Origin of the sequence: Chryseobacterium sp. D764, from assembly GCF_019317325.1 — a bacterium.
Taxonomy (GTDB): Bacteria; Bacteroidota; Bacteroidia; order Flavobacteriales; family Weeksellaceae; genus Chryseobacterium.
This window is the reverse complement of sequence record NZ_CP079219.1, coordinates 3,590,610-3,617,400: the sequence shown is the minus strand read 5'-3', so window position 1 is coordinate 3,617,400 and position 26,791 is coordinate 3,590,610. Positions and strand designations below refer to the sequence as shown.

Sequence of the window (26,791 nt, the reverse complement as noted above, 5' to 3'; positions counted from 1 at the left end):
AGTCATGAAGCTTCACAACCTCCAGATATTAAGAGGGATTTCAGCCTTATTGGTATGCTGCTTTCATTTCCGTGAAACAATAAACCTGCCCGGGCTGAATCTTGGCGATATTCTCTTTAAAAAAGGAAGTATCGGTGTTCCCGTATTTTTTATTATCAGTGGGTTTATCATGGCTTTCACCACTCAAAAAATAAATTTCAGTAAAGATTCTTTTCAGCAGATCACTTTATTTTACAAAAGAAGGGTGATCAGAATTGTTCCGCTGTATTATCTTTTGACCTTTGCTGCGATGATACCCGGAGGCAGTTTTTTCCTCTATTTTCACGGAGCAGGACTTTATGAGCTTATCCATTCATTATTATTTCTTCCCACAAAGAAAGAATTTCCGGTCCTTTTCTTGGGCTGGTCTTTAAATTTTGAAATGTTCTTTTATCTCATATTTGGACTTTCATTATTCTTTAAAGAAAAAAGATATTACTTCATTGCAGGTTTTTTTATCCTTACTTCAATCCTGGGATATTTTATCCATTTTGAAAATCCGTATTTACGAATGGTAACCCATTCCCTGAACCTATATTTTGTTGTAGGAATTCTTTTTTCGCTTCTACTGAACAGATTTACAATTTCAAAGATCTGGGCAGCATTACTTTCTGTAACAGGAATCGTATTATTTATATTGGTGCTGCTTAGCATTATCCCTACAGATAATGATATGATAAAGCTGGCCATTATCTCCCTGTTCGTCTTTTCTTTCTTAACTTTTGATTATGTATTTCAGTTTAAAGGAAACAAAGCCTTTATTTTTCTGGGAGATATTTCCTATTCACTATACCTGTCGCATCCTTTTGTGGAAATTGCTTTAAAAAGATTTAAAGTTGAAGGCTACCTCAGCTTTCCCTTTTTCCTATTTAAGATTGCCATGGTCATTATAGTGGCATCACTTCTGTATTATTTTGTTGAGAAAAGAGTAACCAATTATTTAAAAATTAAATTAAAAGCATAATCCGATACAAATGAAAATTTCAGTAATTATTCCCGTTTACAATGCCGAAAAATATGTTTCACAGGCTGTAGATTCTGCGCTTCAGTTCGAAGAGGTATATGAAGTGGTATTGGTAGAGGACAAGTCTCCGGACAATGCATTGCAGGTCTGTAAGGAACTCGCTGAAAAACATGATAGAGTAAAGCTTTTTCAGCATCCTGACAAAGGCAATCATGGAGCCGGTGCCAGCAGAAATTTAGGACTGGAAAAAGCGGAAGGAGATTTTATCGCTTTTCTGGATGCGGATGATTACTACCTTCCCAACCGTTTTGATGCAGAAAAAGAACTGTTTTCCAACAAAGATGTTGACGGAGTTTATGGTGCAATCGGGGTTCACTATTATTCGGAGAAAGCAAAAGAACAATATTACAAGGTCTTTGGTGACCGCCTGACTACAGTTTACAAGAAACATCCTCCAAGAGATGTATTTCCGGGGCAGCTTAATATGATAGGAACTTTCGGACTGTTCAGTATTGATGCATTGACTATCCGTAAAAGTTCTTTGAAAAACATGGAGTATTTCTTTAAAACTCATTTAAAGCTCCATCAGGACACTGAATTCCTTTTCAGACTCTCCTACTATCTGAATTTATATCCGGGAATTCTTGATAAGGCAGTAGCGGTAAGAGGGGTTCACGAAAACAACAGAATTACCAAAATAGATTCCAGACAAGTTAAACCGGCCTCAACAAGAGTTATCTTGTGGAAGGAAGTCAACCATTGGGCAGAAAATGAAAATACCATTCCCGATGATATGAAGCTTCATATCAAAAGAGTCTACAGAAGTTTCCAAATTGCCAATGCTCCTCTTTTCAAAAAATGGGGAATGATAACGAAGTATCTGCTTACGGATTATAAAAGTATACGTTCAGGGCTCTATAATATTAATTTCAGGAACGATTTGTTCTAATAGTATAATTAAACTAAGTGTCTAGTTTAAAAACAGTGCTTTAATTTTATTGTTTGGAAAAATGTATCTTCCTTAAAAGATCACGCATTGGTTTTTCAATACACTGATAAAAAACTGCAGAACTGAACAGCATAACAATAATGTAAATCACAAATACAAGATCAATACTAAACGTGTATTCCTGCCATTTTAAAAACTCCCGGACAAGATAAAGAACAGGAATATGTGTGATATATATACCATAACTTATTTCTCCAAGATATTCCAGAGGCTTTAATGAAAAGAGCTTACTTATTCTTCCGTTATTCGCCGAAATAAGGAGAATTGCAGGCACAAAAAGTAAAGCCATCAAACCGTTGTGATAAAAAAGCGGAACAAACATCAGCGACACAAGGATCAGTAAAAAGACGGCAATCACCTGACGATCGTAATTTTTTTGCTTATAATTTCTCACGAAAAATATTCCCGCAAGATTTCCGATCAGAAATTCATTAAGATGCCAGAAAGGGAAATAATAAAGGAATTCATGACTTTTCGTATGTGGCCCCTCATACGCTCCATATACCGGATAAAGGTTTGAAAACACCTGAGTAATCAGCCACAGTCCAATAGCAAATACCCAGATCATTTTATTTTTTTTCGCGTAAAAATAATTATATAAAAACGGGAAAATCAGGTAAAAGAAAAACTCTACAGAGATAGACCATCCCGGAAAATTCAAAATCATGGCTTCTCCGGGTATCCAGCTCTGAATGCCTAATCCGTATAAAACCAGCTTATACCAATCAAACATTTCATATCTCGTCATGAAATACAGCAGAAGTCCCAGCATATAAAGCGGATAGATCCTGGCAAATCTGTTTTTATAAAACTCCAGATAATCAATCTTATCCTTTTTATGATAAGCAATGATCATAATAAACCCTGAAAGGATAAAGAAATAGCTTACCCCGACATTCGCTCTCAAAAAAAGATTGGAAATGTAATCTATCTTATATAAAAACAGATCTTTATTGAAATGGGAAATGACAATTGCCATAGCGGCAATAAACCTGGTAAATGTAATCTGACTTATCTTCACAGAACCGCAAAATGCTTTACTTTATCAAAATACAGCAAACTCAACACGGAGTACTGTTTTTATTACTATAAAGTGTTAATTTTAAGGCACAAAAATAAGATTTATTATTATAATTATGTAAAACAAATTATATTTGTAGGCTACAAATGTGAAAATAAATTTAGGTATGCTTTATGAAATTTTAGCAAAACTTCAACGGAAAAGCCAGATTTCTCTTCTCAAAAAACATCCTCATGTTTCTTTCAAGGGGATAAAGCTTGGGATCAGTGATCATTTTATTCTGCATGAAAATGTAAAGAAAGTGACAATTGGTAATGGGGTCAGTTTCAGAAATTATGTACATGTTCTTGTGCAGCAGAATGCCACTTTAGAAATCGGGAACAATTTTTTCATGAATAACTTCTGTTCCATCAACTGTCTGGACAGTATTTCAATAGGGGATAATACATTATTCGGAGAAAATGTAAAACTGTATGACCACAACCATGCCTATCAGACTCATCCGGATTTTAAACTGTCTCACGCTGAGTTCACCACAGCTCCCATCAAAATCGGAAGCAACTGCTGGCTCGGAAGCAATGTTACCATCCTAAAAGGGGTAACTATCGGAGACAACTGTATTATTGGAGCAGGATGTACAATTTACAAAGATGTTCCTCCCAATACAACCGTAATCAATCATCAGGAATTAATATTTAAGGAACATTAATGAAGTTTTCTATCCTTATAGCCCATTATAATAACGCTCATTTTTTCAAAGACTGTTTTGAAAGCATCCTTCAGCAGACGTATACAGACTGGGAAGCCATCATTCTGGATGACGCCTCCTCTGAAAGCGAGAAGAAAATGATCCGGGAAATGATTTCAAGTGATAAAAGGTTTAAATTTTTTGAAAATGAAAAAAATTCCGGTGTAGGTGTAACAAAAAGTAAACTGATTGAGCTGGCAGAAGGGGAAATCTGTGGATTTTTAGATCCTGATGATGCTATAAACCCAACAGCCATTCAAAAATGTATGGAGATCTTTCAGGCTAAAAAAAACACAGTCCTTACCTATTCCAGGTTTATGACCTGTGATCAAAATCTGAAACCAATTTCTCCGTTCAGATCTGCAATGCAGGTACCGAACGATGATCCTTATTTTTTTAATTTCCCTATTCAGATCGCTCATTTTGTAACCTTCAGAAAGGCAGTATATGAACAGACAGAAAAAATGAATCCGGATTTGAAAATCGGGGAAGATCAGGATCTCTACCTTAAAATGTATGAAAAAGGAAAAGTTCAGTTCATTAATGACACCAACTACCTTTACAGAACTCATCAAGGGGGAATTTCCCAGAATGACAATAAAAAGAAATCCCATGAGTATTTTGCTCAGGTGATTTTCAATACCATGAAACGCAGAGGACTTACCACCATCAATGGCCAGAAAATTCCTGATCATTATCCGGGTGTAGATGAAATATTCAGTCTGCTGCAATATCAGCATAAACTTCCTTTCCGTATCAAGAAAAAAATAACAATTACTTTACAATCAATCTTCGGATAATGTTAGAAAAAAAAATAAAAATTTTGTTCAGACACCGCTCCATGGAAATGGGAGGTGTAGAAAAAGTACTGTTGGGACTTCTCAACAACCTGGATCCTGACAAATTTGAAATGACGGTATGCCTTACCCTTAACCAGGGCAAGTTGCGTGATGAACTTCCGAAACATATCAGAAAAATATATCTTACCGATGGAAAAGAGGATTTTTCCGACAACACTCTCTTACAGAAAGTTCAGCTTGTCAAAAGAAGGTTAAAGCTTCGTAAACTGAAAAACAACCCAACGATTGCAGACCGGCTTATCAATGATACTTTTGATATAGAAATAGGGATGGATTACAGGGATTATGATGCTATTCTCAGTTCTACCCATACGAATTCAAAAAAAATCGGATGGTTTCACTCTGAAATCAATGTTCCTAAATTTCAACCTTTGGTTCCTGATATTTTAAAGAGTTTTCCTCAGTTTGATCATATGGTGTATTGCTCTCACAAAATAAAGGATATGATGCATCAGTATTATCCGGATCTCAGTTATCCGGCTGAGAGTGTTATTATCAATCCTATTCCTATCGAAGAAATAAAACGTAAGGCCGAAGAAAAGCTTGATACGTTCCCTGAAGGACCTGTTTTCGCTTCTATTGGAAGGCTTCATTCAAGAAAAGGATATCATAAGCTTATAGAAGCACATACAAGGCTTATCAACGAAGGATTTCATCACAGCATCATTGTCATTGGTGATGGTGACGAAATGAAGAACCTTAAGGCTCAGGTCGCAAAAAACAATGTTGAAAAGACATTTATTTTAGCCGGAAATCAGATGAATCCTTATCCATACATTAAAAAGGCGGACTACTTTATCCTTCCTTCAGAATCTGAAGCATGGCCTTTGGTAATTGCTGAAGCATTAATCCTTCAGAAGCCTATTATTGCAACAAATGTAGGTGATGTAGGGCTGATGATCAAAGACCGGGAAACCGGGTATCTCATCAGCTATGAGGTTGATGAAATGTATTCGGCAATGAAGACATTCTTTACAGATCCCGGCATTGTTCTCCATATCAGAGAAAATCTTAAAAATATTGAAAGTCAGTTCGACAATAAGAAAATATTTGACAGTGTAGAAAATATTATAGAAACGCTGTACAAAAAATAAGTTACTGTGCGGAATATCCTCCGTCAATAACAAGGTTGGTCCCTGTGACCCATCTTGAAGCATCGGACAATAGAAAAATACAAGCATTCGCTACATCTTTAGGATCACCTATTCCCAGCGGATGCTTTTTTATGATTTCTGATGAAGCTTCTTCACCAATATCCTCAAACATTTTTTCCAGAATCGGGGTATTCACCATCGCAGGGCTGATGCTGTTGACACGGATATTACTTCTGGAAAGTTCCATTGCCAACGAACGGGCTCCGGAAATCACAGCTCCCTTACTTGCAGAATAAGCAGCTTTCCCAGCCTCTCCTACCATTCCCGCAACGGAAGAAATAAATACAAAACTGGAAGTCTCGTCTTTATACTTTTTTAAAGACAGGATTTTAGCAATTTCAAGTCCGGCAATCACATTTACTGCAAATATATCGTGGTACAGCTGAGGATTGTGCTTTTTTAACGGCAGTGTTTTTTCTATACCGGCACAGTGTATAAATCCTGAAATTTTGCCTAAAGCTGAAACTTTATCCGCAATGATTCCTTCAAGGTTATCAGATTGGGTAATGTCTTCGGCAATGATCTCAACTTTTGTTTCAGAATTAAGCAGAGAAACGGTTTTCATCAGTTCGTTCTGGTTTCTTCCCACAAGAATCAGATCTGCACCGCTTTTACTACATTCTACAGAACAGCTTCTCCCGATCCCGGAAGAAGCGCCTGTAATGAGGATAATTTTATTTTTTAATGAGAAAGCATCCATTAATCTTCAAAATTTTCTTTTCCTATAACATTCATCAGATCTGAAACAGTTTCGATATCTTTAAAATGCTTGGTATCAATTTTCTTACTGAAATTTTCGTCTACAAACGCAATAACAGAAAGTAAACTGATAGAATCATAGCTTTCCAAAGATTTTAAATTCGTTTCAGTGGTCAATGTTTCATCTTCCTCCAATTCTTCCTGTAGTTTTTCTAAAAAAACGGATGTTTTCATATTCTATAATTTTAAATGTTTGTTGTTCTAAATTTCCATAATAGTGGCTCCCCATGAATATCCTACGCCAAATCCTGCCATTAAAACTTTATCTCCTTCCTTCAGCATTCCTTTATCCATCATATTTTTAAGGGCAATAGGAATGGTTGCAGAAACGGTGTTTCCGGTTTTTTCCATATCAATATAGAACTTTTCAGCCGGTATTTTTGTTTTCTTTCTTAAATAATTCAGCATAAAAGAATTGGCCTGGTGAAAAACAAAATGGTCAATATCATCCATTGTCATTCCGTTTACTTCAAGGGTTTCTTTTACCAATCCCGGAATATTTTCAATGGTAAAATTAAAAATTTCAGGACCATTCATATAAATATTTTCAGGGCTGAATTCATGCTCGGGATTCAGTTCAAAGTCTTTTTTGAAAGCCCCTTTCTTCACGATAAGATTTTCAGCACCACTCCCGTCTGTTCCCAGACAGAACTGATAATCATTGCCCTCTGCTTTTTCAACAATTGCGGAAGCGGAAGCGTCCCCGAATATACTTCGGTTTCCTTTATCATCAGCATGAATATGTTTGGTGTAGGTTTCTGAAGTAACCAAAAGAATGCTCTTTGCAATTCCTGCAGCAATCAATCCTTTCGCAAAAGCCAGCCCATACACAAACCCTGAACAGCCAAGATTAAAGTCTATCGCTCCGATATTTTTTCTAAGACCCAATCTGTCCTGCAAAATACAGGCCGTTGTAGGTAGAAAATACTCCGGACTTTGGGTACAGAACAAAATAAAATCTACTTTGTTCCGGTCATAATTTTCGAAGATTTTCTCTGAAGATTGTACAGCCATATCCAGCACCGTTTCGTTGTCTGAAGAAATATGACGTTGAGAAATACCTACTTTCTCCTTGATGCGTTCGGAACTCCATTCGGGGAACAATTTTTCAAGACCCTCGTTAGTTAACACCTGCTGAGGCAGATAATATTCTATTTTTGAAATTTTCATCATATTAATAAATTCTCTTTCTTTGCAAAAGTAACGAAAACAACTTTACACTTGTGATGATTTTTATATTCAGAATCCTATTAAAAATAGACGCTCTCTATCATTCTTTTTTGAATAGAGGCAGTCTTGAAGTGGCTAAATATAGAGGTATGAAGGTAGGAAAAAACTTTAATATGCCTGATAAAGTGTATTTTGGAACCGAACCTTACCTTATCGAAATTGGCGACAATGTGAATATTGCCGGAGACGTAAGATTTGTAAACCACGGCGGAACTACTACCCTGCTGAGAAGACTTCCCGGATATGAAGATGCCAGAATTCTTGGAAGAATAAAGATTGGAAACAACTGTACAATTGGTCTCAATGCTGTAATCATGCAGGATGTACAGATTGGCAACAACTGTATTCTGGGAGCCAACTCTGTATTGTCACAGTCTATGCCAGACAACACTGTTTTTATCGGAAACCCGGCACAGTTTCTGTGTACCATTGAAGATTATGGTGATATTGTCCTTAAAAACAATCCGGAATATCCCCGTGAATTGGAGAAGGACAGAAAAAAACTGGATGCCTATATCAAAGAAAATCTTCCTCACAAGTATAAAAAAGCAAGAAAAATTAAATAAATTTAATCTTGTAAAATCATAAAAGAAACAAATTGAAAAAGAAAAAACTCCTCATTCGTATAGGTTCATTACGTCATGGCGGTGCAGAAAAAGTATTAATCAACTTTTTGAAAAATCTTCCTTCCGATAAATATGAAGTAGATCTTCTGGTCAACCTCTATTCAGGGTTATATATTAAAGAGGTTCCGTCATGGGTGACTTTATACTATTTAACAAAAGGAGAAATGATAACGACTAACAGGCCGCAGGATATTCCTGTGAAAGCGTACAGGGTTCTTTATCAGAAAATGTTTCTTTGGTTTCCTTCTCTTCTTTATAAATTTATTTTAAAAAATAAAAAATACGATGTAGAGATTGCTGCCATCCATGCAATGCATCAGGAAATACTGTCAAGTCCTCAAAAGGATTCCAAAAAAATCATCTGGGTACAAAATGACATTTTCAATTTGAAAGAATACACTCCTGAAGTCATCAGACAGTTTTTTAAGTTTGACAGAATCCTTGTGATTTCCAACAAGCTGCAGGAAGGAATGCATAATTTGGCCAAAAATGAGGCTGAAAAGGCTTCTGTGATCAAGATTTTTAATCCAATTGATAAGAATGATACCTTAAGAAAGGCAGATATTGAGATCAATGATTATCCTTTCAACAGTGATCTTCCTACTTTTGTGACAGTGGGAACCGTATATCCTCAGAAAGGGTATGACAGATTGCTGAATGTTCATAAAAAACTGATCGATGAAGGATTAAAGCATCAGCTTTTGATCATTGGTGACGGCTATGATTTTGAAAAAACCCAGGATCAGCTCAATACACTGGGACTTCAGGATACTGCAAAAATGCTGGGCTTCAGCAGTAATCCGTACCCATATATGAAAAAGGCGGATTTCTATATTATGTCGTCAAGGCATGAAGGATTTCCAACCATCATAGCAGAAGCACTTATTCTCAACAAACCTATTTCTGCAACGGATATTTCCGGTATCAGAGATCTCCTTCAGGACGGAAAACTGGGCAATATTACTGCAAATTCCGAAGAGGGAATTTATGAAGGAATGAAAAAGTTTCTTACCGATAAAAATATAACTGAAGAATACAAAAAACAGATCTCAGCAACAGAGCTGCCGTTTGTACTGGAAAAATCTGTGGAACATCTTCAGAAAATAATTGATGAAGTATAAAAACATTAACAATGGCTGATTATTCTATCATTCAAAAAGACTTTTACCGGGAAAGCGGAAGGTGGCTTTCAACATTTCAGATCTGGAAAAAATGCATCAATCCCAATCTTCATTTTGTTTACATTTTGAGAAAGGCTCAGAAGTATCAGAAGAATCCTCTTTTGAATACTTTCTGGAGAATTGTATTAAGACATTATCAGATCAAATACGGATTTCAGATTTATCCTGAAACCCAGATCGGGGAAGGTTTTTATCTGGGGCACTGGGGAAGTCTTGTTATCAATCCGAAAACAGTCATTGGAAAGAACTGTAATATCGCACAGGGAGTCACCATCGGCCAGCAAAACCGTGGAAAAAATGAAGGTTCTCCAATCATTGGTGATGAAGTATGGATAGGTACCAATGCCGTTATTGTAGGAGCTGTTACTATTGGAAATAATGTATTGATTGTTCCTAATTCTTATGTCAACTTTGACGTTCCGTCCAATTCTGTTGTCATAGGAAACCCGGCAAAAATCATCCCAACTCCTAATGCCACAATGGACTATATCAACCGTAAAGTGTAGTAATCCCAGCCACTTATAGTAAAAATTCTACTTGCATTTATCGGTAATTTCGTGTACATTTGTAAAAAAGGCATTGTTTAGTTATGAAATAACGATATGATTATTCGGTTTGAAAATCCCGATGGCATCAATTCTTCAATGCTCCTTGTTCTGAAAAAATCGCTTAATATTAAAAACACAACCCAGGCTTATTATTAATTAAAAAAATATATTTTTTGATGAAAGAAACACACCCTCATTATTCCCATTCTTTATCTGCAATATCAGCTCTATAGTTACGTTTTCTACAATCATTGAAAATCTAAACGGACAGAAACAACGCTCCGTACAACTGTAGCAATTTATCTTTCAAAAGATTCTTTTTTGACTTGATATAATATCTGTAATCCCTAAGAATTATTAACTGATATTAATTCTTCTCAAGCAACACACGATTCTGATATTCAGCAGGCTCTCACCCGGAAGACTCTTAAGAAAGATTATAAAAAATGATCTTAACAGCCCCGAAAACATATATACAACCATGCTCAAAAAAATAATTCCGATTTTTCTTATTTTAATCTATCTCACAGGTTTTCTTCTTTCTTTCCCTTATATTTTTGATAATTTATTCGGGTCAGAGAAGCTGGAAAGCATCCGGAGTATTTTTGAATATGGAATTATGTTTTGTTCTTTCCTTGTATTCAATGCGCTTCTTTTAAAAAATAAATATACTTCAGTCGTTGCTGTTATTCTGTGCTTATTATTAAGCATTAATTTTCTAATATCAGCATCGTGCTTCCTTATCTATCATTCCGGATTTAATGTAGGAATGGCCATCAGTATTCTTGAATCTAATCCAGATGAAGCAATGAGCATGTCTTACATGTTTATCCTTCCGGGTATTTTGTTTTTGATTTTTCTGGGAATGTTACTATATTCTGTGAACTACCTTAAAAAAAATGTTGTCCGTTTTGATGCTAAGTTTATCATCATTGCATTACTGTGGCTTATTCTACCGTTTGGATATCATCTTAAACACACATATGTAAGCAATAAAGGGGGAGGAAAAATGATAAAGAATGTATACTACCATTTATCCGATTTCAATACAGCATTGAATATCCAGAGAGATATCAATGAAATAAAAAAGAATGTTCCTGTTTTCAATATTAAAAAAATACAGCCAGGGATTGAAAATGTAATTTTTATTATTGGAGAATCCGAAAGAAAGCAAAACATGTCATTGTATGGCTATCATAAAAAAACAACACCCTATACAGATCAGCAGGCTGAAAACATGATGATTTTTGACAATGCAGTTTCTCCTGCAGGAATTACCAACCTGAGTGTGCCTTTAATGCTGTCCAGCATTCATCCTGATGAATTCAGGTACCGTTATGACAAGCTATCCTACAATATCATCAATCTGGCTAACCAAACCGGATACAATTCTTTCTGGCTCAGCACACAGGCAAGCGCAAGAGGAATAACAGCCATTGCTTCAATGTCTAAAAATAAAAAATGGGTAAACGGCTACGATGAAGTGATTGTCCCTGAACTGGAGAAGGTCATTCAGAAAAAAGAGGATAAATTTGTAGTTCTCCACATCATGGGAAGCCACCCCAATCCATGCAACAGACTTCCTCCCAACTGGAATTCTGAGAATCTAAACTGCTATGACAACTCCATAAAATATACAGATTATGTCTTCAATAATATTTTCCGTACGTTGAAAAACACCAATTCCGTAGTGATCTATGCTTCAGATCATGGACTTAAAATACAGGGTGACAAATTACTGCATATAGACTCTAAAGAATCTACTCAGGTGCCATTTTTTGTATGGTTTGGTGATAAAGTTCCTGCAGCATATAGAATTACCGGACATGAAACTAAACAGACCCAAACGACTTATATCTATCCTCTGATTATGAAATACATGGGTCTTCAGCCTCCTCAGCATTATAAAAATGAAGGAAATAAATATTTAAACTTAGAGATGAAAAGTATGGAGTATGGAAAGCTGCCGGAGTAGAATATAATCTCTTTTGTGAAGGGAAATCTATATCACAGCTATTCTTTTATTGATAAAATAGGCAGTCAATAAATTAGGAACCCAGCACAGCCAGGCAACAGCAGTATAAGAGTTTTCAGGATCACCGGTAATATTGGTTAGCAAAGGATACCACAATCTCAGTGTCACGGCAGCAAAAGTACAGGCATAACTGTAAATCATGAACTGTTGATGCATCACAACATTCCCTTTTCTTATCTGCCCAACCGCCATAAGAGTTGTCATCAGCCAGACACATCCTAAGCTGATAAATCCTATTGCGGAGATCAGTCCGCCATTGGCATAAAAGCCCATATAAACAGCTGAAACAGAACTTATGACCACTGCAATGACATAGATACTTCCAAGTTTCCTATGAATCTTGATATATTTATTCCTGAATGAGCTGCCAAACTGACGCCAGCCCATAAAAAGCGCCAGCCCTCCGAAAATAATATGGGCAAAAAATGCTGTTTTCCAAATGATATTATGAAGCACTTCAGGAGATTTGGAACCTAAAAAAGTATGTTTCTGCTCCACAAAAGCATACATAAGAGGATAAGCGCCAATAAGCAATGCCAGCACACACATGATTACAAATAGTAATTTTTTCATAAAAGTCTGATTCAATTTTTTTGTAAAAATGAGGATTATAAACGCTTCATCTGTTCCAAAATGAAAGGTGGAACAAACATTTAAACAACTCAAAAAGAATAACTTATACTAAAACAAATTAATAAATAAGTTATTCCATAGTAATACTCTGGCTTTTTAGAAACTCTCTTGGTGAGCAGTTCATATATTTCTTAAAATTCCGGTTAAAAGAGGTTTTTGAATTAAATCCACTCTCAAATGCCAGTGAAAGAATCGTAAACTTTCCATTTTCAGGTAACACTGCTATTCTCTTAAATTCTTCAATCCGCTGACGGTTGATATAGTCATAAAAGTTTCTGTTTTCAACAAAATTAATGGTTTGGGAAAGTGTATTCGGATGAACATCCAAAAGTTTTGCAACATAGTTCAGGTTCAATTCAGGATCTGTATACAATTTTTCCTTCTCCATCTGAATCACCAGCTTATTATAGATATCCTGTATTGCTTCTTTTCCGGCAAAGGTTTTCTCATATTTTGGAACTTCAGGACTGTTTTCAACTGTACTATTTTCCGTATCGCCTTCAGTTTTTACCATTGAATAATCAAGAATGCCCACCCGGCTGATCCCGAAATAAGCAGCAACCATAATAAACAAAACAACCATTGAAAAAATAAGAATATTATTCCTGATCATAACGGCAATCCAAATCAGCGCAATACCGGTAATCAGATAATATACCCAGTTCAGATTGATTTTCTCAGTATTTGAATATTGATTGGAAATTGCTTTCTTATATTTTCTTACTGCAAGAAAACTTAATCCTACATACAAAATTCCCGAGAGAATCATAAGAAATTTAATCACCTGGCTCAATGTTTCATACCCTTTTCCTTTATTCTGATATACCTCTACTCTCTCTTGCGGAGGGAGCAGCAAAAACTGAAACAAAGAGATATAGATCATTAAAACCGGAATCCAATGCAGCAGCCAGATCTTTTTGCCTGAATTTTGGCTGGTGACATACAAAATGTACAAATACAGCATTGGCCCATGCATAAAAGGAAAGGGAATCTCGAAACCAATGAGAGAAGGGAAACGCAAATATCCTTCTGCACGAAATAAAACAAAGAAAATAAGATGAATTCCTATGATCATAAACCATATTGCCAACACATAATCTGCGGTCACCTTCTTGGATTTTCCCAAAATCAGAAAAGATGAAAAAAAGGCAATAAAAATTCCTGCCCAATAAAATAGTGGTGATAAAGATTGCAGACCAAGATCAGACATCAAATGGATAGATTAATCAAGGTGTTAAATTATTCATTTTTTGACACATATGACAGCTTTTTAATGAACTCTTGTGAAGCAACATGTGATGAGACAAATAAATTAAGAATATTTTAATTCACAAATCTCAATTTTTAATTTATACTTCGTAATTTTATCATGGTTTTAAACGTTTGGATTACCCTATAGAGCCTGATGGCTGTAAAGCAAACTATATCGGAATATTAGACATGATTTTAAGCATATTTTAATATTAAACTTTGTTAAAAGTGATTTACTTTTTAACAAAAAGTATATTTTTGCATAATTATTGATTTAGTCTATTGATTTTGGAAATAATTTAAACGAAATAAATAATTATAAACTTTTAAAAATTTAAAATTATGTCACAATCGTACGAGGTTATTTTCGAAAACAACAAAAAATGGGTAGAATCCAAAATAGCTGAAGACCCGAATTTCTTTAAGGAACTTGCAAAAACTCAGCATCCTGAATTTCTTTATATCGGATGTTCAGACAGCAGAGCCACCGCAGAAGAATTGATGGGAGCAAAGCCGGGCGAAGTATTTGTTCACAGAAACATTGCTAATGTAGTCAATACTTTAGATATGAGTTCTACAGCCGTTATTCAATATGCTGTAGAACATCTGAAAGTGAAACACATTATTGTGTGCGGACATTACAACTGTGGTGGTGTAAAAGCCGCGATGACTCCTCAGGATCTGGGATTATTGAATCCCTGGCTGAGAAACATCCGTGATGTTTACAGATTACATCAGGTAGAGCTGGATTCTATTGAAGACGAAAACAAGCGTTATGACAGACTCGTAGAACTTAATGTTCAGGAGCAGTGCATCAACGTGATCAAAATGGCCTGCGTACAGGAAAGGTATATTTTAGAGGAACAACCTATTGTACACGGCTGGGTATTTGACCTTAGAACAGGTAAGATCATTGATCTGGAGATTGATTTTGAGAAAACCTTAAAAGACATCCAAAAGATCTACAATCTTACAAGTTCAGATTGGGTAATGAGCAGAAAGACTAAGTAGTTTTTCTAAAAAGAATGTAAAATGAAATTCTGGAGTATTATTGTATTAACGTTTTTTCTGAATTTTACGGCGCTGCCAGGCATTGCTGCGGTAGCGGGCTGGGATATTGCAAGAACGAATATAATAATCAACGAAGAAGAACCACATTCTCATCCGTCCTCATTTATTGTTTATGAAAAGACCATTCCGAAACCTTTGGACGTTTTCGACTATCTGAAGTTTTCCGAACCTGATTTTCAGGGCGTTTCTTTTGTACTGATAGATGATTCTTTTCATCTTTCACCTTTACTTACTATATTTTCTCCCCCTCCGGAAGCGTAACTCCTACAGTTAGATTTTTTTGATACTATTTCCATATCATTTTTTGATATCGGATACACATGTACTTTAAAAATTATTTTTTCTCAACTTTTTGTAATTGACTTATTTAAAAAAAATAAGCCGGTTATACTTTACAGCTTCACATTATGAAAAAGACATCATTAATAGGAGGAATCAAGGAGAATTTTCCTTCAGGACTCGTGGTATTTTTAGTAGCACTTCCGTTGTGTTTAGGAATTGCTTTAGCATCAGGTGCTCCCCCATTATCCGGTATTATTTCCGGTATTATAGGCGGCCTGGTAGTAGGAACAATCAGTAATTCTAATATTTCAGTTTCCGGGCCTGCAGCAGGTTTAACGGCAATTGTTTTAACAGCTATAACAGATCTTGGCGCATTTGAGCTTTTCCTTTGTGCAGGGATTATTGCAGGACTTATTCAATTGATTTTAGGGTTTGTAAGAGCCGGAAGTATTTCCAACTACTTTCCCAACAACGTTATTGAAGGAATGCTTGCTGCCATAGGAATCATTATTATTTTAAAACAGATTCCGCATGCTTTAGGATTTGATAAAGATTATGAAGGTCATGAATCTATTTTTGATAATGGTTTAAACTTCGGATATTTTACAGAATTATTTGGGGCTATCCACCCTGGGGCTATTGTTATTACTTTGATTTCAGTAGCAGTTCTTATAGCATGGGATAAAATCCACGTTCTGAAGAGGCTGAAAATGCTTCCTGGAGCTTTGGTTGCAGTAATTGTAAGTATTCTTCTGAATCAACTCTTCAAGATGTCCGGAAGTTCTCTGGCTATCGAAACCCAGCATTTGGTTTCTTTGCCTGTTCCTCAGTCTTTTGATGATTTCAAGAACCTGATTACCACTCCGGATTTTAATGGTTTCACAAATCCTAAAGTATGGATTGTAGGTGCAACAATTGCTATTGTAGCCTCAATTGAGACGTTACTTTGTATTGAAGCATCAGACCGATTAGACCGACAGAGAAGAATTACGGATACCAATCTTGAGCTTAAGGCTCAGGGAATCGGAAATCTTATCAGCTCATTTATCGGTGGTCTTCCAATGACGTCTGTTGTCGTAAGAAGTTCTGCCAATGCTAACGCCGGAGCAACTTCTAAAATCTCAGCCATTATTCACGGAATATTCTTATTGATCTGTGTACTTTCTATTCCTGTTATTTTAAATTTAATTCCATTAGCTACATTGGCTGCGGTATTAATTTTAGTGGGATATAAATTGGCAAAGCCGGCTACATTCAAGCATTTCTGGCATTTAGGAAAATTCCAGTTTATTCCGTTTGTAGCAACGGTGGTAGCTGTTGTAGCAACAGATTTATTAAAAGGAGTCGGAATTGGTCTTACTATCTCTGTTTTCTATATCCTTCAGGGGAATATGAAAAGAGCTTATTATTTGAGCAGAGAAAGGCTGGATGATGCAGATGGAATCAACATAAAACTAGCTGAAGAAGTTTCATTTTTAAATAAAGCTGCTATCAAAAAAACACTTAAAAATATAAAACCAAGTTCAACGGTCATCATTGATGCCAGAAGCACTTCATACATCGCAACAGATGTACTGGAAATGATTCAGGATTTTGCCAATATCCGTGCAAAGGAACAGGACATCAACGTAGAACTTTTAGGCTTTAAAACTTCATACAGAGATTACGAAAGAAGTGAGGATTCCCATATTCTGGTTACTCACAAAAGAGCCATGTAATCTCCATTTATAATTAATTTTTTTAACTTTAAATTCGAAAACAATAAAAATATGAAAGCACATACATACGAAACACAGTCTACTATCACTCCAGAGAAAGCATTAGAATTCTTAAAAGAAGGAAATCAAAGATTTGTAAACAATCTTAAAGCAAACAGAGACCTTCTTGAGCAAGTGAATGCTACCCGTGAAGGACAGTGGCCTTTTGCTGTAGTTCTAAGCTGTATAGACAGCCGTACTTCTGCGGAGCTTATCTTTGACCAGGGATTGGGAGACGTTTTCAGTATCAGAATTGCCGGTAATTTTGTTAATCAGGACATTCTTGGATCGATGGAATTTGGCTGCAACGTTGCCGGTTCTAAACTTATTGTAGTTTTAGGCCACACAAAATGCGGTGCTTTGAAAGGAGGTCTTGATGCTGCACAGATTGAAGGATTGGGAATGGATAATCTTAACCACCTGATCAACCATTTCAACCCTATCATCAATGACATCATTGAAGAAAATGAAGAGCGTTCATCAAAAAACAGTTCTCTTTTGGAAAGGCTTAATCAGCAAAACGTAAAAAGCGCTATTGAAGACATCCGTAAGCAAAGCTCAACACTTAAAAAACTTGAAGAAGAAGGAAAAATTAAAATTGTTGGTGCCAATTATGATGTTGAAACTGGTGCAGTAAGTTGGTTATAAAAGATAAACTCATTAAATTTCAATTATAATTTACAGAAAATGCCATCGGAATCCGGTGGCATTTATTTTTTGTCATGCAATAAAAGTCTACTCCTTATTACCTGCTCCTATACTCTCTTACTTTCTGTCTTTCTATTATTTCCCGTTAAATGCAGACATCGTATTATTCAATCCTGCAAATACGAAAGAAAGGCTCGCTTTTGAAAAAGTTTCAATTCTCTCAGTAAGCTTTGCTGTCTCTTCTTCATTCCAGGTTCCTAATACATAATCTACCTGTCGTCCTGCAGAGAAATCAGCAGAGATTCCGAAACGAAGCCTTGCGTAATTTTGGGTCTGCAATACTTCATTAATATTTTTGAGTCCGTTGTGGCCAGCATCAGAGCCTTTCCCTTTCAACCTTAATGTTCCGAAAGGTAAAGCAAGATCATCAGTAACAATCAGTACATTTTCCAAAGGAATATTTTCTTTCTGCATCCAGTATTTCACCGCATTTCCGGAAAGATTCATATACGTATCTGGCTTAAGGATAAAAACTTTTCTGCCTTTATGTTTTCCTTCTGCCATCCAGCCAAAGTTAGAGGTATTGAATGATACCTCAAGAGTTTCAGCTATTTTTTCAGCTACTTTAAAGCCTATATTGTGTCGTGTATTTTCATATTCTGAGCCTTTGTTACCAAGCCCGACAATTAAATATTTCATCAGAAATTTTTTGCAAAATTAAGGGATAAAAAATAAAAAACTCAATCTTAGGAAAGATTGAGTTTCAATATTATTAAAAAAGTCTTCTATTGTGGTTTGTAGATATAATTAACGCCGTATCCTTTTGTCATATAAGTCTGAGGATCATAAACGTAATTGGTACTCTTTACAATTGGAGTTGGAATAGGTGGCGAAAGATCTGTCACCGACCATCTCTTAGGGTTGTTTGGAGATAGAATAAGACTTTCTTTATCATTGATTACTGTAGATAATAGTCTTGAAATCTTATATACGTGTGGCAATAATGTGAACGGGCTCACCTGATCATCATATGCATAGTATTCATAGCTATATTTTCCTGTAACAGCACCGAATGCTCCTCCTGTCATTGTTCCATAGTTTCTTGTTACTTTAGATACGTTATCGCCTACATATGTGTAAGCCGTTTTAGAGTAATCTGTGAAAGCAAGCGGCACTCCTACTACATCCGGACCATTCCTCATAATGATAGAATCCAGCTTCCCTGTAGCAGTACTATATTTAATATTGTAAAGGCTCTTCTCTTTTTTCAGTAATGTCTGTGGACCTGGAGTAGTTGCCGGTGGTACAGGCGGAGGTCTTCTGAAAATAGAACGGTTTTCAGAAATCGTCTGCAGCTTATTGTTATTTGCGTAAGTGAATAATTGAGTGTATGATACACTATCCTTATCTAGTTTTCCGTTTCCGTCAAGATCCAAAAAGCCATTGAAATTAATCTGGCTGATTTTATCACCACTATACATAATATTAGTCACTGAAGCACTATCTGTAAGTACTTTAGTCACAAGAAGTCCGCTGTACTGATATTCTGCGATAGTATCTTTATCTGTAATTTCTCTGTATAATGCTCTGGGGCCGCTTAATCCCCCTGTATTATTAAGATCCAATAATGGATTCCCATCTTCATCTAGTAAACTCTTGCAGGAATGTATTGAAGAAAAACCTGCGATTAGTAAAATAAAATAGAAAATTTGCTTCATTTCCTTGTAATTGATTATTTTTTTGACAAATATAATTTTTTTTACCTAAAAATTATATGATTATTTTATATTCTGGTAAGATTAATAACTATCTCTCTCCTATAAATTTTTATAGGTAAAAGTAACATTCTGGTTTTTCTCTACAACCACATACCCTTGATTATCATAAGAATAGCTCTGAGCTGTATTTACCGGAGCCGCTGGTGAAGGCAATTCTATAAACATTGAAGTAGGATTATTCGGAGAAATTTTATAGAATTGAGCTGGATTTATCAGACTTCGTGTTATAAAATAAACCGGTGAAAGTGTAGAGTAAGGGCTTTTCTGAGCATCATAGTTCTGAAAGCTGTACTTGCTTACTACTGCAGTACCCATATTCGGGTTTCCATTGATATCTAATAATCCTTTGGAAGAAACTACCTGAATAACATTATCTCCGGTATATACAAAACTATAATCTATAAATTTGTTATAAGCGCTGATTCCCCCTTCTTTTCTCTTCTCAAGAATCTTAGTAAGTTTATTCGTCGTTGGATTATAAGTAAAAGTATAGTCACTTATAACAGAAACTGATGGAGTGGCACCCGTTGTAGTAGAAGTGGCGTTGTAAATCTTTTTACCTGTAGCATCAGGAACAATATTAAATTCATAAACAAGACTGGATGCTGCTGAACTTACATATTTAATTTTTGTGATATTCTTGTTGGTATACGTTACCGTTCCCGTATAAAAAGCACCCGGAGCAGATTCATCCTTAGAAACTGCAGTCTGTAAATCTCCGGTTACTGCTGCCGTAACATATTCTTCCTGGGAAATATTATTAGCACTCACCTTTGCTAAAACCTTTTTAGGCGGCGGTCCATCATCCGGATTCGGGATAGATTCTATGGGATCTGAGGTAGTAGTACATGCTGCCAGCAGCCCAAGAAAAGCAATACCGGCAAATATTTTTAAAAAATAGTTTTTTACCATATAGAATTTTTTTAGCTTGCCCAAATATAATTCAATTTTCGATAATACACTTCAATTTATATGGACAAATTCACAAGAAATAGAGTTAATAAACAAAAAAAATCTAAAAACATAACGTTTTTAGATTTCTAATTATTGTATTATCATAAAAATTAATAAGGTTGCAATATAGATGTCGTCAAAACAGATTGTGACATATCGCTATTAAGATAAGTAGCATCAACAGCTTTTCCTATTCCCAGATTTGTTCCTGAGATTGCTCTTTTGATGCAGGCTACTTTAACGCTATATTGGTTTTTAGGAGTAAGATTCGCAAGAGTAGCATTAAGATTAAAAATCTTGTAGGCCCCGCTATCTCCTAATAAAACATCTGTTCTTACCGCTCTAAGTTTGTCATCTATAAAAATACCACAGGCAAAACTCGCTGAGCTTGTTCCTGTTTTTTGAACAGTCGTCTGAAAAGAGAATGTAGCTTTATTCACCATATTGGTTACAGAGAATGTATCCACTGCCCCGGGAAGCACAGTCCAGTTCCCAGCTAAAGCATCTCCATCGTTATAAGGAGTAGTAGCTCCGTTTGGCGCAACAAAAGTAACTCCTGTTTTATCAGCAACCGTATTGATTGAAAAAACTGACATACTTCCTTGTCCGTCTGCAATTTTTATTGCCTTCCAGTCGTTTGTAGTCAGGTCTGCGTTATTGTGAAATATATCACCTGCTGCTCCGGCAGATCCTCTCAGTACATCTGTACCTCCTGTTCTTAATTCTTTTCCAACATTCAGGTCTCCGTTTACATCCAGCATATTAGTCGGATTAGGAGTATTAATACCCACTTGGGCAGTAGCTGCAACAGTTAACAGAAGTGATGTTACAAATAATATTTTTTTCATAATCCGCTTTAGTTTATAATGGTGTTAAACACTTCTGGAACTTCATATACATCTACTTTAAGGGATGACTGTGAAATAAAGCCATTAATATTAGAGTATACATTGGTTCCTATCGTAAGGGTATTGCTCCCCGCTCCATAAGAACCCAATCTTGTACAGGCAACATCTACTGTATGATCTCCTTTCGCAAGATTATCTACAATACCAATCTGAGTATGGGTAAGGAAAGGATATGAAGTACTGATTGCTTTTAAGTTTCTCTGTCTCAGATTCACCAGTTTATTGTCTACAAAAATCCCACAGGCATAATCTATTGAGGTATCTGTAGTCCCAGCACCTCCGAAGTCTGCCTGTACAACCGTTTCAAACTGGAAGTAAGCTTTACTCTGAGTACTGAATACACTGATTACCTGTGAAAGATTGTTGATTTTTTTAAAATTAGTAAGACTGCTGATCTCTTTTCCTTTGGTAAAAGTTCCCCCTCTTGAGGCCAAACCTACCGAAGAATCATCAGAAGAAGTAAATGAAATCCCTACTTTATCTGAAAAAGAGTTGTTGTAGATCAGATAAAATTTATTAGGCTCATATTCAGGAATACGAAGTGATTTCCAGATTGGGGCATAGCCTTCTCCCTGAGAAACCAGTAATTGGTCGTTATTTCCCTGAGAAATTGAATTATCAGTAGCATTAAGGACTGCAATTTTATTTCTGAAGTTCAAATCTCCGTTTACATCAAGAGTTGCTTTTGGAGTATCTGTTTTTATTCCTACCTGAGCCGACACCAAAAGTCCTATGGTCAGAAATAGGGTTGATAATAGTTTTTTCATCATTAGTTCGTTTTATAGCTCACGTATTCAATAACGTCCATTTTCATTGTAGACTCCAAAGTAAATGCACTGGAAGCTCCATTTGAAGCCTGTACATTGCGTCCGATGGCAAATTGTGAGGTAGAATTTGAAGTATCAATCTTTCTGCATGCAATCTCAATCGTATGAGCTCCAACGGGAACATTCTGTTCGGTATAATTAAGGGTAAAGATATAGTCCTGAAGACCATTTTTTCCGCTGTTGTTATTAGACGCAACTCTATCCGGACGTACCGCTACCAAAGTTCCGTTTCTGAAAACACCACAGGTAAATCTTACACTTTCTATCGTCGTAGATGTAGGTGCTTTTATTTCGATTCCTGTCTGGAACTGATAGGTAAGCCTATTTTTTCCATTTTTGATTGTAAAGGTATTTGTAAGTCCATCAATCTTTTTCCATGTTCCTTTAGCAGCATCAGTAATATTATCTCCAACACTGTTTTTGTAAATACCATCACCAGCAATACCATTGGTAAGTGAGATAATACCCGTTTGATCTGACGACAGATAAGAGTTGATCAACTTATACTGTCCCTCTTCCATGAAGGAAATGTTCAAAGACTTCCACACGGGAGGCAAACCCTCACCCTGAGAAACCAAAACCTGGCCGTTTAACCCGGCATCTCCAGCCTGAGTTGAAGTTCCGCCTACTCTAAGTTCTTTTCTTAAGGTGGTTTTTCCATTCACATCAAGAACAGATTTAGGTTTTGCAGTACCTATTCCCACCTGCGCATTAGCGCAGAGTGATAGAAGTCCAGCTGCGCAGCAATATATAATTTTTTTCATAATAAGGACTGCAAAGGTACACAATGAAGTCCTAAAAATTCCAGTTATACATCCATAAACCTATAGAAATAAACACATTACAACATAGAATTAATCACACATAAAAGTAGAATTATTTCTACATAACTCCACTTTTTATGTTTAAAAAAAATCTAGTAAGGTCTCAAACCCTTACTGTACGGGAATCTACAGGATATTTTTAGTCATAACAAAGTGATATCAGACCCTTCAAAACAGGCTTAATTCTCTTCTCAAGGAATATTACTCAGAAAAAACATGATAACAATCACAAAAAAGCGTATAAAATTTAAGATTTTATACGCTTTTCACATTTTTTACAAATTTGTTTACAAAAAACAAAACCTATAATTTAATTATGTTCAATAATAGCTTTTAATAATATATTAACCTCATCCACATTTTTCACCTTTTCCTTCCTCATCATCAGCTGATTACCTTCTTTTCCGGATTTCTCTTTAAGCTGGGCTTCGGCAGGATTTCGGGTTAAATAATTAATAATATGTCTGAATCTATCTGTCTGGTAGAATTTATCCTGAGGATTCCCTGGGAAGTATCCTAAGAATACTCCATTTTTCATAACAATCTTCTCAAAACCTATATCTGCGGCTAACCATTTCAGAGAAACGCTTTTCAATAGATTGACGGCTTCTTTCGGCAATGCTCCAAAACGGTCAATCAGCTCAAGTTCAAACTGATGAAGATCAACTTCATTATTAATTTCTGCAATTTTCTGGTACAGCAGTAATCTTTCTTCGGTATTGGAAATATAGAAATCAGGTAACATCAATTCCAGGTCAGTATCGATATTGACATCTTTTACAGATTTGAAGAGCTTTTGTCTGTCTTCCTCGTTTTCAAACAGACTTTCAAAGTCAGCATCATCTTTCAGTTCTTCCAGCGCTTCCTGCATTAGTTTCTGATATGTTTCAAACCCCATTTCATTGATGAACCCGCTTTGTTCAGCACCCAAAAGGTCACCGGCACCACGGATTTCAAGGTCTTTCATTGCAATCTGGAAACCACTTCCCAGATCAGAAAACTGCTCAATGGCTTCCAGACGTTTTCTGGCATCGGAAGTCATCATATCATAAGGTGGTGTAATCAGATAGCAGAATGCCTTTCTGTTACTACGTCCTACCCTTCCTCTCATCTGATGCAGATCTGCCATTCCAAACCGCTGTGCATCATTGATGAAAATGGTATTGGCATTCGGGACATCCACACCACTTTCTACAATTGTCGTGGACACTAGAACATCATATTTTCCTTCCATAAAATCCAGAACATTCTTCTCCAGCTGCTTTCCTTCCATCTGACCATGTCCTGTGATCACTCTTGCATCCGGAACCAGTCTCTGAATAAGTCCGGCAATATCTTTAAGGTTTTCTATTCTGTTATTAATGAAATAAACCTGACCATCCCTCTGAAGCTCATAAGAAACGGCATCACGAAGAATCTCTTCATTGAATCCGATCAATTGCGTATCTACAGGCTGTCTGTTAGGTGGTGGTGTTTTGATGACAGATAAATCCCTTGCCGCCATTAATGAAAACTGTAAAGTCCTTGGAATAGGAGTCGCTGTAAGGGTAAGCGTATCAACATTACTTTTAAGCGTTTTCAACTTATCCTTTACTGAAACTCCAAACTTATGTTCTTCATCAATAATCAGCAGGCCCAGATCTTTAAACTTCACAGAACTGCTTACCAGCTGGTGTGTCCCAATGATAATATCTACTTTTCCATTCTTTAAAGCATCTAAAGTTTCTGATTTTTGCTTCGCTGTTCTGAATCGGTTTATATAACCAACATTTACAGGAAAATCTTTAAGTCTTTCTTTAAAACTCCTGTAGTGCTGAAAAGCAAGAATAGTTGTGGGAACTAATATTGCAACCTGTTTACCGTCTGTGGCCGCCTTAAATGCTGCACGGATTGCAACTTCCGTTTTACCGAAACCTACATCACCACAAACCAGCCTGTCCATAACCGTATCAGCCTCCATATCTTTCTTTACATCTACGGTTGCTTTTTCCTGATCCGGAGTATCCTCGTAGATAAAGCTGGCCTCTAGTTCATTCTGAAGATAAGAATCCGGTGTATAAGCAAAACCTTTTGCCGTCTTTCGCTGTGCGTATAATTGAATAAGATCAAAAGCAATTTGCTTTACCTTCGCTTTTGTTTTTTGTTTCAAAGATTTCCAGGTTGGAGAACCAAGTTTGCTCAGCACAATCTCTCTTCCATCCGGTCCATTGTATTTCGAAATCTTATGCAAAGAGTGAATACTTACATATAATAAGTCTCCGTTTTTATAAGTCAGTTTAAAACATTCCTGAATCTTACCATCATTATTTACTTTTACCAGCCCCATAAATTTTCCGATCCCGTGGTCAATATGGGCAATATAGTCACCTATTTTCAAAGACATCAGGTCTTTCAGGGTAAGCTGCTCTGATTTTGCAAAAGTATTCTTTGCCTTATATCTCTGATAACGGTCAAAGATCTGGTGGTCAGTATAAACAAGAAGCTTGTGACCGTTGTCCACAAATCCCTCATGCAGCTCAGATTTAAAGCTCTTAAAAGGAAGTTCATGTTCAAGTTCTTCAAAAATAGATTCGAGTCTTTCTTTCTGTTTTTCTGTTGAAAAGGAAATCCACGTATCAAATCCGCTGTTCTGTTTTTCTTCGATATCTTCAATCAGCAGTTCAAAGTTTTTATGAAAAGACGGCTGAGGGAGCTGCTCCATTTTGACTTCAGTAATTTCCTTCAATCCTTCAATTACTGCCCCACCAAAATCAACTGTTCTGAATTTTTTATAATCGAATAAAAACTCCTGATCAGAAATAAAAAGTTCCTGAGGAGTTCTGTGAGCAATATCTTTACTTAAAGTATCATATTTTTCCAGGGACTTCTCATAGAACGTCCTGATCTTCTGCATTCCTATCATTCCATTTTTAGAAACTACAAAACTTTCGTTTGGCAACAGCTGTAACAATGACACTCTGCTTCCTGTCACAGAGAAATTCATATTGGAAACCAATTGAAAATCCTTTACTTTATCTATAGAAAGCTGGGTTTCGATATCAAAAGTTTTAATACTTTCCACTTCATTCCCAAAGAATGTAATCCTATATGGCTTTTCATATGAATAAGAAAATACATCTACAATTCCCCCTCTTACAGAAAATTCTCCCGGTTCTGAAACAAAATCGGCCTGCTGAAAATGGTAATGGGTGAGCAATTCGTCTACAAAATCGAAGTCCAGCTGGTCACCTACTTTTATATGATGAGAGATGGCTTTAAAATCTTCTTTTTTCAAAACCTTTTCAGACAAAGCTCCGGCATAAGCTACAATAACTTTCGGAGATCTCCCTGAATTGATTTTATTTAAAACTTCAGTTCTTAAAACCAGATTGGCATTTTGTGTTTTTTCTACCTGATAAGGCTCAAGATGGGTGGCTGGAAAATACAACACCTTATCTTTGCCAATAAGATCTTCCATTTCAGTATTGGCATACAATGCATCCTCTTTATCATCTACCAGATAAAGAATATTTTTCTTTTGAACTAAAAAAAGTTCAGCCACAAAAATAGAAACTGAAGATCCCGCACTTCCCTTTACGGCAATATGCTGGCTGTTTTCTAACTGGGTGAAAATTTCTTTCCCAAACTCTTTCTGCATCAGATCTGGAAGAAACTTTTCTTTGATGGATTTTAATTGCATAAATA

26 protein-coding genes are annotated in these 26,791 nt (G+C 36.1%); 13 read left to right on the top strand and 13 right to left on the bottom strand.

Going from position 1 to position 26,791, the window contains the following annotated elements; all coding sequences use genetic code 11:
- The first annotated feature begins 4 nt into the window (after positions 1 to 4).
- Complete coding sequence (locus tag KYG33_RS16425; protein WP_219072081.1) at positions 5 to 1,003, top strand: acyltransferase family protein; 999 nt, start codon at positions 5 to 7, stop codon at positions 1,001 to 1,003.
- A 10-nt stretch (positions 1,004 to 1,013) separates the two neighbouring features.
- Positions 1,014 to 1,952 carry a glycosyltransferase family 2 protein gene (locus KYG33_RS16420; RefSeq protein WP_219072080.1) on the top strand — a complete coding sequence of 313 codons (939 nt, stop codon included), beginning with the start codon at positions 1,014 to 1,016 and terminating at the stop codon, positions 1,950 to 1,952.
- A 46-nt stretch (positions 1,953 to 1,998) separates the two neighbouring features.
- Here the strand turns inward: KYG33_RS16420 and KYG33_RS16415 are convergent, their stop codons facing one another.
- A complete protein-coding gene (locus KYG33_RS16415; RefSeq protein WP_139348454.1) occupies positions 1,999 to 3,033 on the bottom strand; it encodes an acyltransferase family protein in 1,035 nt (344 codons plus the stop codon).
- Between the two features lie 166 nt (positions 3,034 to 3,199).
- On the opposite strand from KYG33_RS16415, the gene KYG33_RS16410 reads away from it, so the two are divergent.
- Genes KYG33_RS16410 through KYG33_RS16400 form a run of 3 tightly spaced genes read left to right on the top strand, consistent with a single transcriptional unit; the run spans position 3,200 to position 5,735 of the window.
- Positions 3,200 to 3,742: an acyltransferase gene (locus KYG33_RS16410; RefSeq protein ID WP_077413506.1), complete on the top strand. Its 543-nt coding sequence runs from the start codon at positions 3,200 to 3,202 to the stop codon at positions 3,740 to 3,742.
- Positions 3,742 to 4,581 (top strand): glycosyltransferase family 2 protein, encoded by an 840-nt coding sequence (locus KYG33_RS16405; protein ID WP_219072079.1) that lies wholly within the window; start codon positions 3,742 to 3,744, stop codon positions 4,579 to 4,581. The genes KYG33_RS16410 and KYG33_RS16405 overlap by 1 nt, the downstream gene beginning before the upstream one ends.
- On the top strand, positions 4,581 to 5,735 hold the full coding sequence (locus tag KYG33_RS16400) for a glycosyltransferase (protein WP_077413504.1): 1,155 nt from the start codon (positions 4,581 to 4,583) through the stop codon (positions 5,733 to 5,735). Before KYG33_RS16405 ends, KYG33_RS16400 begins: the two co-directional genes overlap by 1 nt.
- Before the next feature lies 1 nt (position 5,736).
- Here KYG33_RS16400 and KYG33_RS16395 read toward each other — a convergent pair whose 3' ends face one another.
- Genes KYG33_RS16395 through KYG33_RS16385 form a run of 3 tightly spaced genes read right to left on the bottom strand, consistent with a single transcriptional unit; the run spans position 5,737 to position 7,727 of the window.
- Entirely contained in the window at positions 5,737 to 6,495 is a 759-nt protein-coding gene (locus tag KYG33_RS16395; protein WP_077413503.1) for an SDR family NAD(P)-dependent oxidoreductase, read from the bottom strand.
- On the bottom strand, positions 6,495 to 6,728 hold the full coding sequence (locus KYG33_RS16390) for a phosphopantetheine-binding protein (RefSeq protein ID WP_047380387.1): 234 nt from the start codon (positions 6,726 to 6,728) through the stop codon (positions 6,495 to 6,497). The genes KYG33_RS16395 and KYG33_RS16390 overlap by 1 nt, the downstream gene beginning before the upstream one ends.
- Before the next feature lie 27 nt (positions 6,729 to 6,755).
- Positions 6,756 to 7,727, bottom strand: coding sequence for a 3-oxoacyl-ACP synthase III family protein (locus KYG33_RS16385; RefSeq protein ID WP_077413502.1), 972 nt, complete (start codon positions 7,725 to 7,727; stop codon positions 6,756 to 6,758).
- Between the two features lie 146 nt (positions 7,728 to 7,873).
- Here KYG33_RS16385 and KYG33_RS16380 point away from each other — a divergent pair, with 146 nt between their 5' ends.
- From KYG33_RS16380 to KYG33_RS16365, 4 genes are all read left to right on the top strand, one after another.
- Complete coding sequence (locus KYG33_RS16380; protein ID WP_228408609.1) at positions 7,874 to 8,350, top strand: acyltransferase; 477 nt, start codon at positions 7,874 to 7,876, stop codon at positions 8,348 to 8,350.
- Between the two features lie 32 nt (positions 8,351 to 8,382).
- Positions 8,383 to 9,531 (top strand): glycosyltransferase, encoded by a 1,149-nt coding sequence (locus KYG33_RS16375; protein WP_077413500.1) that lies wholly within the window; start codon positions 8,383 to 8,385, stop codon positions 9,529 to 9,531.
- An 11-nt stretch (positions 9,532 to 9,542) separates the two neighbouring features.
- Positions 9,543 to 10,097: a serine O-acetyltransferase gene (locus KYG33_RS16370; protein WP_219072078.1), complete on the top strand. Its 555-nt coding sequence runs from the start codon at positions 9,543 to 9,545 to the stop codon at positions 10,095 to 10,097.
- Between the two features lie 523 nt (positions 10,098 to 10,620).
- A complete protein-coding gene (locus tag KYG33_RS16365) occupies positions 10,621 to 12,114 on the top strand; it encodes a phosphoethanolamine transferase (RefSeq protein WP_180564999.1) in 1,494 nt (497 codons plus the stop codon).
- A gap of 27 nt (positions 12,115 to 12,141) precedes the next feature.
- Here KYG33_RS16365 and KYG33_RS16360 read toward each other — a convergent pair whose 3' ends face one another.
- A complete protein-coding gene (locus tag KYG33_RS16360) occupies positions 12,142 to 12,747 on the bottom strand; it encodes a DUF2306 domain-containing protein (protein ID WP_077413498.1) in 606 nt (201 codons plus the stop codon).
- 130 nt (positions 12,748 to 12,877) lie between these two features.
- Positions 12,878 to 14,017, bottom strand: coding sequence for a helix-turn-helix domain-containing protein (locus tag KYG33_RS16355; protein WP_219072077.1), 1,140 nt, complete (start codon positions 14,015 to 14,017; stop codon positions 12,878 to 12,880).
- 383 nt (positions 14,018 to 14,400) lie between these two features.
- On the opposite strand from KYG33_RS16355, the gene KYG33_RS16350 reads away from it, so the two are divergent.
- From KYG33_RS16350 to KYG33_RS16335, 4 genes are all read left to right on the top strand, one after another.
- Complete coding sequence (locus tag KYG33_RS16350; protein ID WP_219072076.1) at positions 14,401 to 15,069, top strand: carbonic anhydrase; 669 nt, start codon at positions 14,401 to 14,403, stop codon at positions 15,067 to 15,069.
- Between the two features lie 21 nt (positions 15,070 to 15,090).
- Positions 15,091 to 15,390: a hypothetical protein gene (locus tag KYG33_RS16345; RefSeq protein WP_047380370.1), complete on the top strand. Its 300-nt coding sequence runs from the start codon at positions 15,091 to 15,093 to the stop codon at positions 15,388 to 15,390.
- Between the two features lie 146 nt (positions 15,391 to 15,536).
- On the top strand, positions 15,537 to 17,129 hold the full coding sequence (locus tag KYG33_RS16340; protein ID WP_077413495.1) for a SulP family inorganic anion transporter: 1,593 nt from the start codon (positions 15,537 to 15,539) through the stop codon (positions 17,127 to 17,129).
- A gap of 51 nt (positions 17,130 to 17,180) precedes the next feature.
- Positions 17,181 to 17,816 carry a carbonic anhydrase gene (locus KYG33_RS16335; RefSeq protein WP_047380366.1) on the top strand — a complete coding sequence of 212 codons (636 nt, stop codon included), beginning with the start codon at positions 17,181 to 17,183 and terminating at the stop codon, positions 17,814 to 17,816.
- A gap of 135 nt (positions 17,817 to 17,951) precedes the next feature.
- On the opposite strand, the gene pth is transcribed toward KYG33_RS16335, so the two are convergent.
- The 7 genes from pth to mfd form a co-directional block, all read right to left on the bottom strand.
- Positions 17,952 to 18,515: an aminoacyl-tRNA hydrolase gene (gene pth / locus KYG33_RS16330; RefSeq protein ID WP_077413494.1), complete on the bottom strand. Its 564-nt coding sequence runs from the start codon at positions 18,513 to 18,515 to the stop codon at positions 17,952 to 17,954.
- Between the two features lie 86 nt (positions 18,516 to 18,601).
- Positions 18,602 to 19,534, bottom strand: a complete 933-nt coding sequence (locus KYG33_RS16325) for a hypothetical protein (RefSeq protein ID WP_077413493.1) — start codon at positions 19,532 to 19,534, stop codon at positions 18,602 to 18,604.
- Between the two features lie 99 nt (positions 19,535 to 19,633).
- Complete coding sequence (locus KYG33_RS16320) at positions 19,634 to 20,506, bottom strand: hypothetical protein (RefSeq protein WP_180564994.1); 873 nt, start codon at positions 20,504 to 20,506, stop codon at positions 19,634 to 19,636.
- A 152-nt stretch (positions 20,507 to 20,658) separates the two neighbouring features.
- Positions 20,659 to 21,396: a hypothetical protein gene (locus KYG33_RS16315; protein WP_077413491.1), complete on the bottom strand. Its 738-nt coding sequence runs from the start codon at positions 21,394 to 21,396 to the stop codon at positions 20,659 to 20,661.
- Positions 21,397 to 21,404: 8 nt separating this feature from the next.
- The gene (locus KYG33_RS16310) at positions 21,405 to 22,223 is read right to left on the bottom strand and encodes a hypothetical protein (RefSeq protein WP_232539043.1); all 819 of its coding nucleotides are present in this window, start codon (positions 22,221 to 22,223) and stop codon (positions 21,405 to 21,407) included.
- A gap of 2 nt (positions 22,224 to 22,225) precedes the next feature.
- On the bottom strand, positions 22,226 to 23,047 hold the full coding sequence (locus KYG33_RS16305) for a hypothetical protein (protein WP_219072075.1): 822 nt from the start codon (positions 23,045 to 23,047) through the stop codon (positions 22,226 to 22,228).
- A 370-nt stretch (positions 23,048 to 23,417) separates the two neighbouring features.
- Positions 23,418 to 26,786 (bottom strand): transcription-repair coupling factor, encoded by a 3,369-nt coding sequence (mfd, locus tag KYG33_RS16300; protein ID WP_180564993.1) that lies wholly within the window; start codon positions 26,784 to 26,786, stop codon positions 23,418 to 23,420.
- Positions 26,787 to 26,791: the final 5 nt, after the last annotated feature.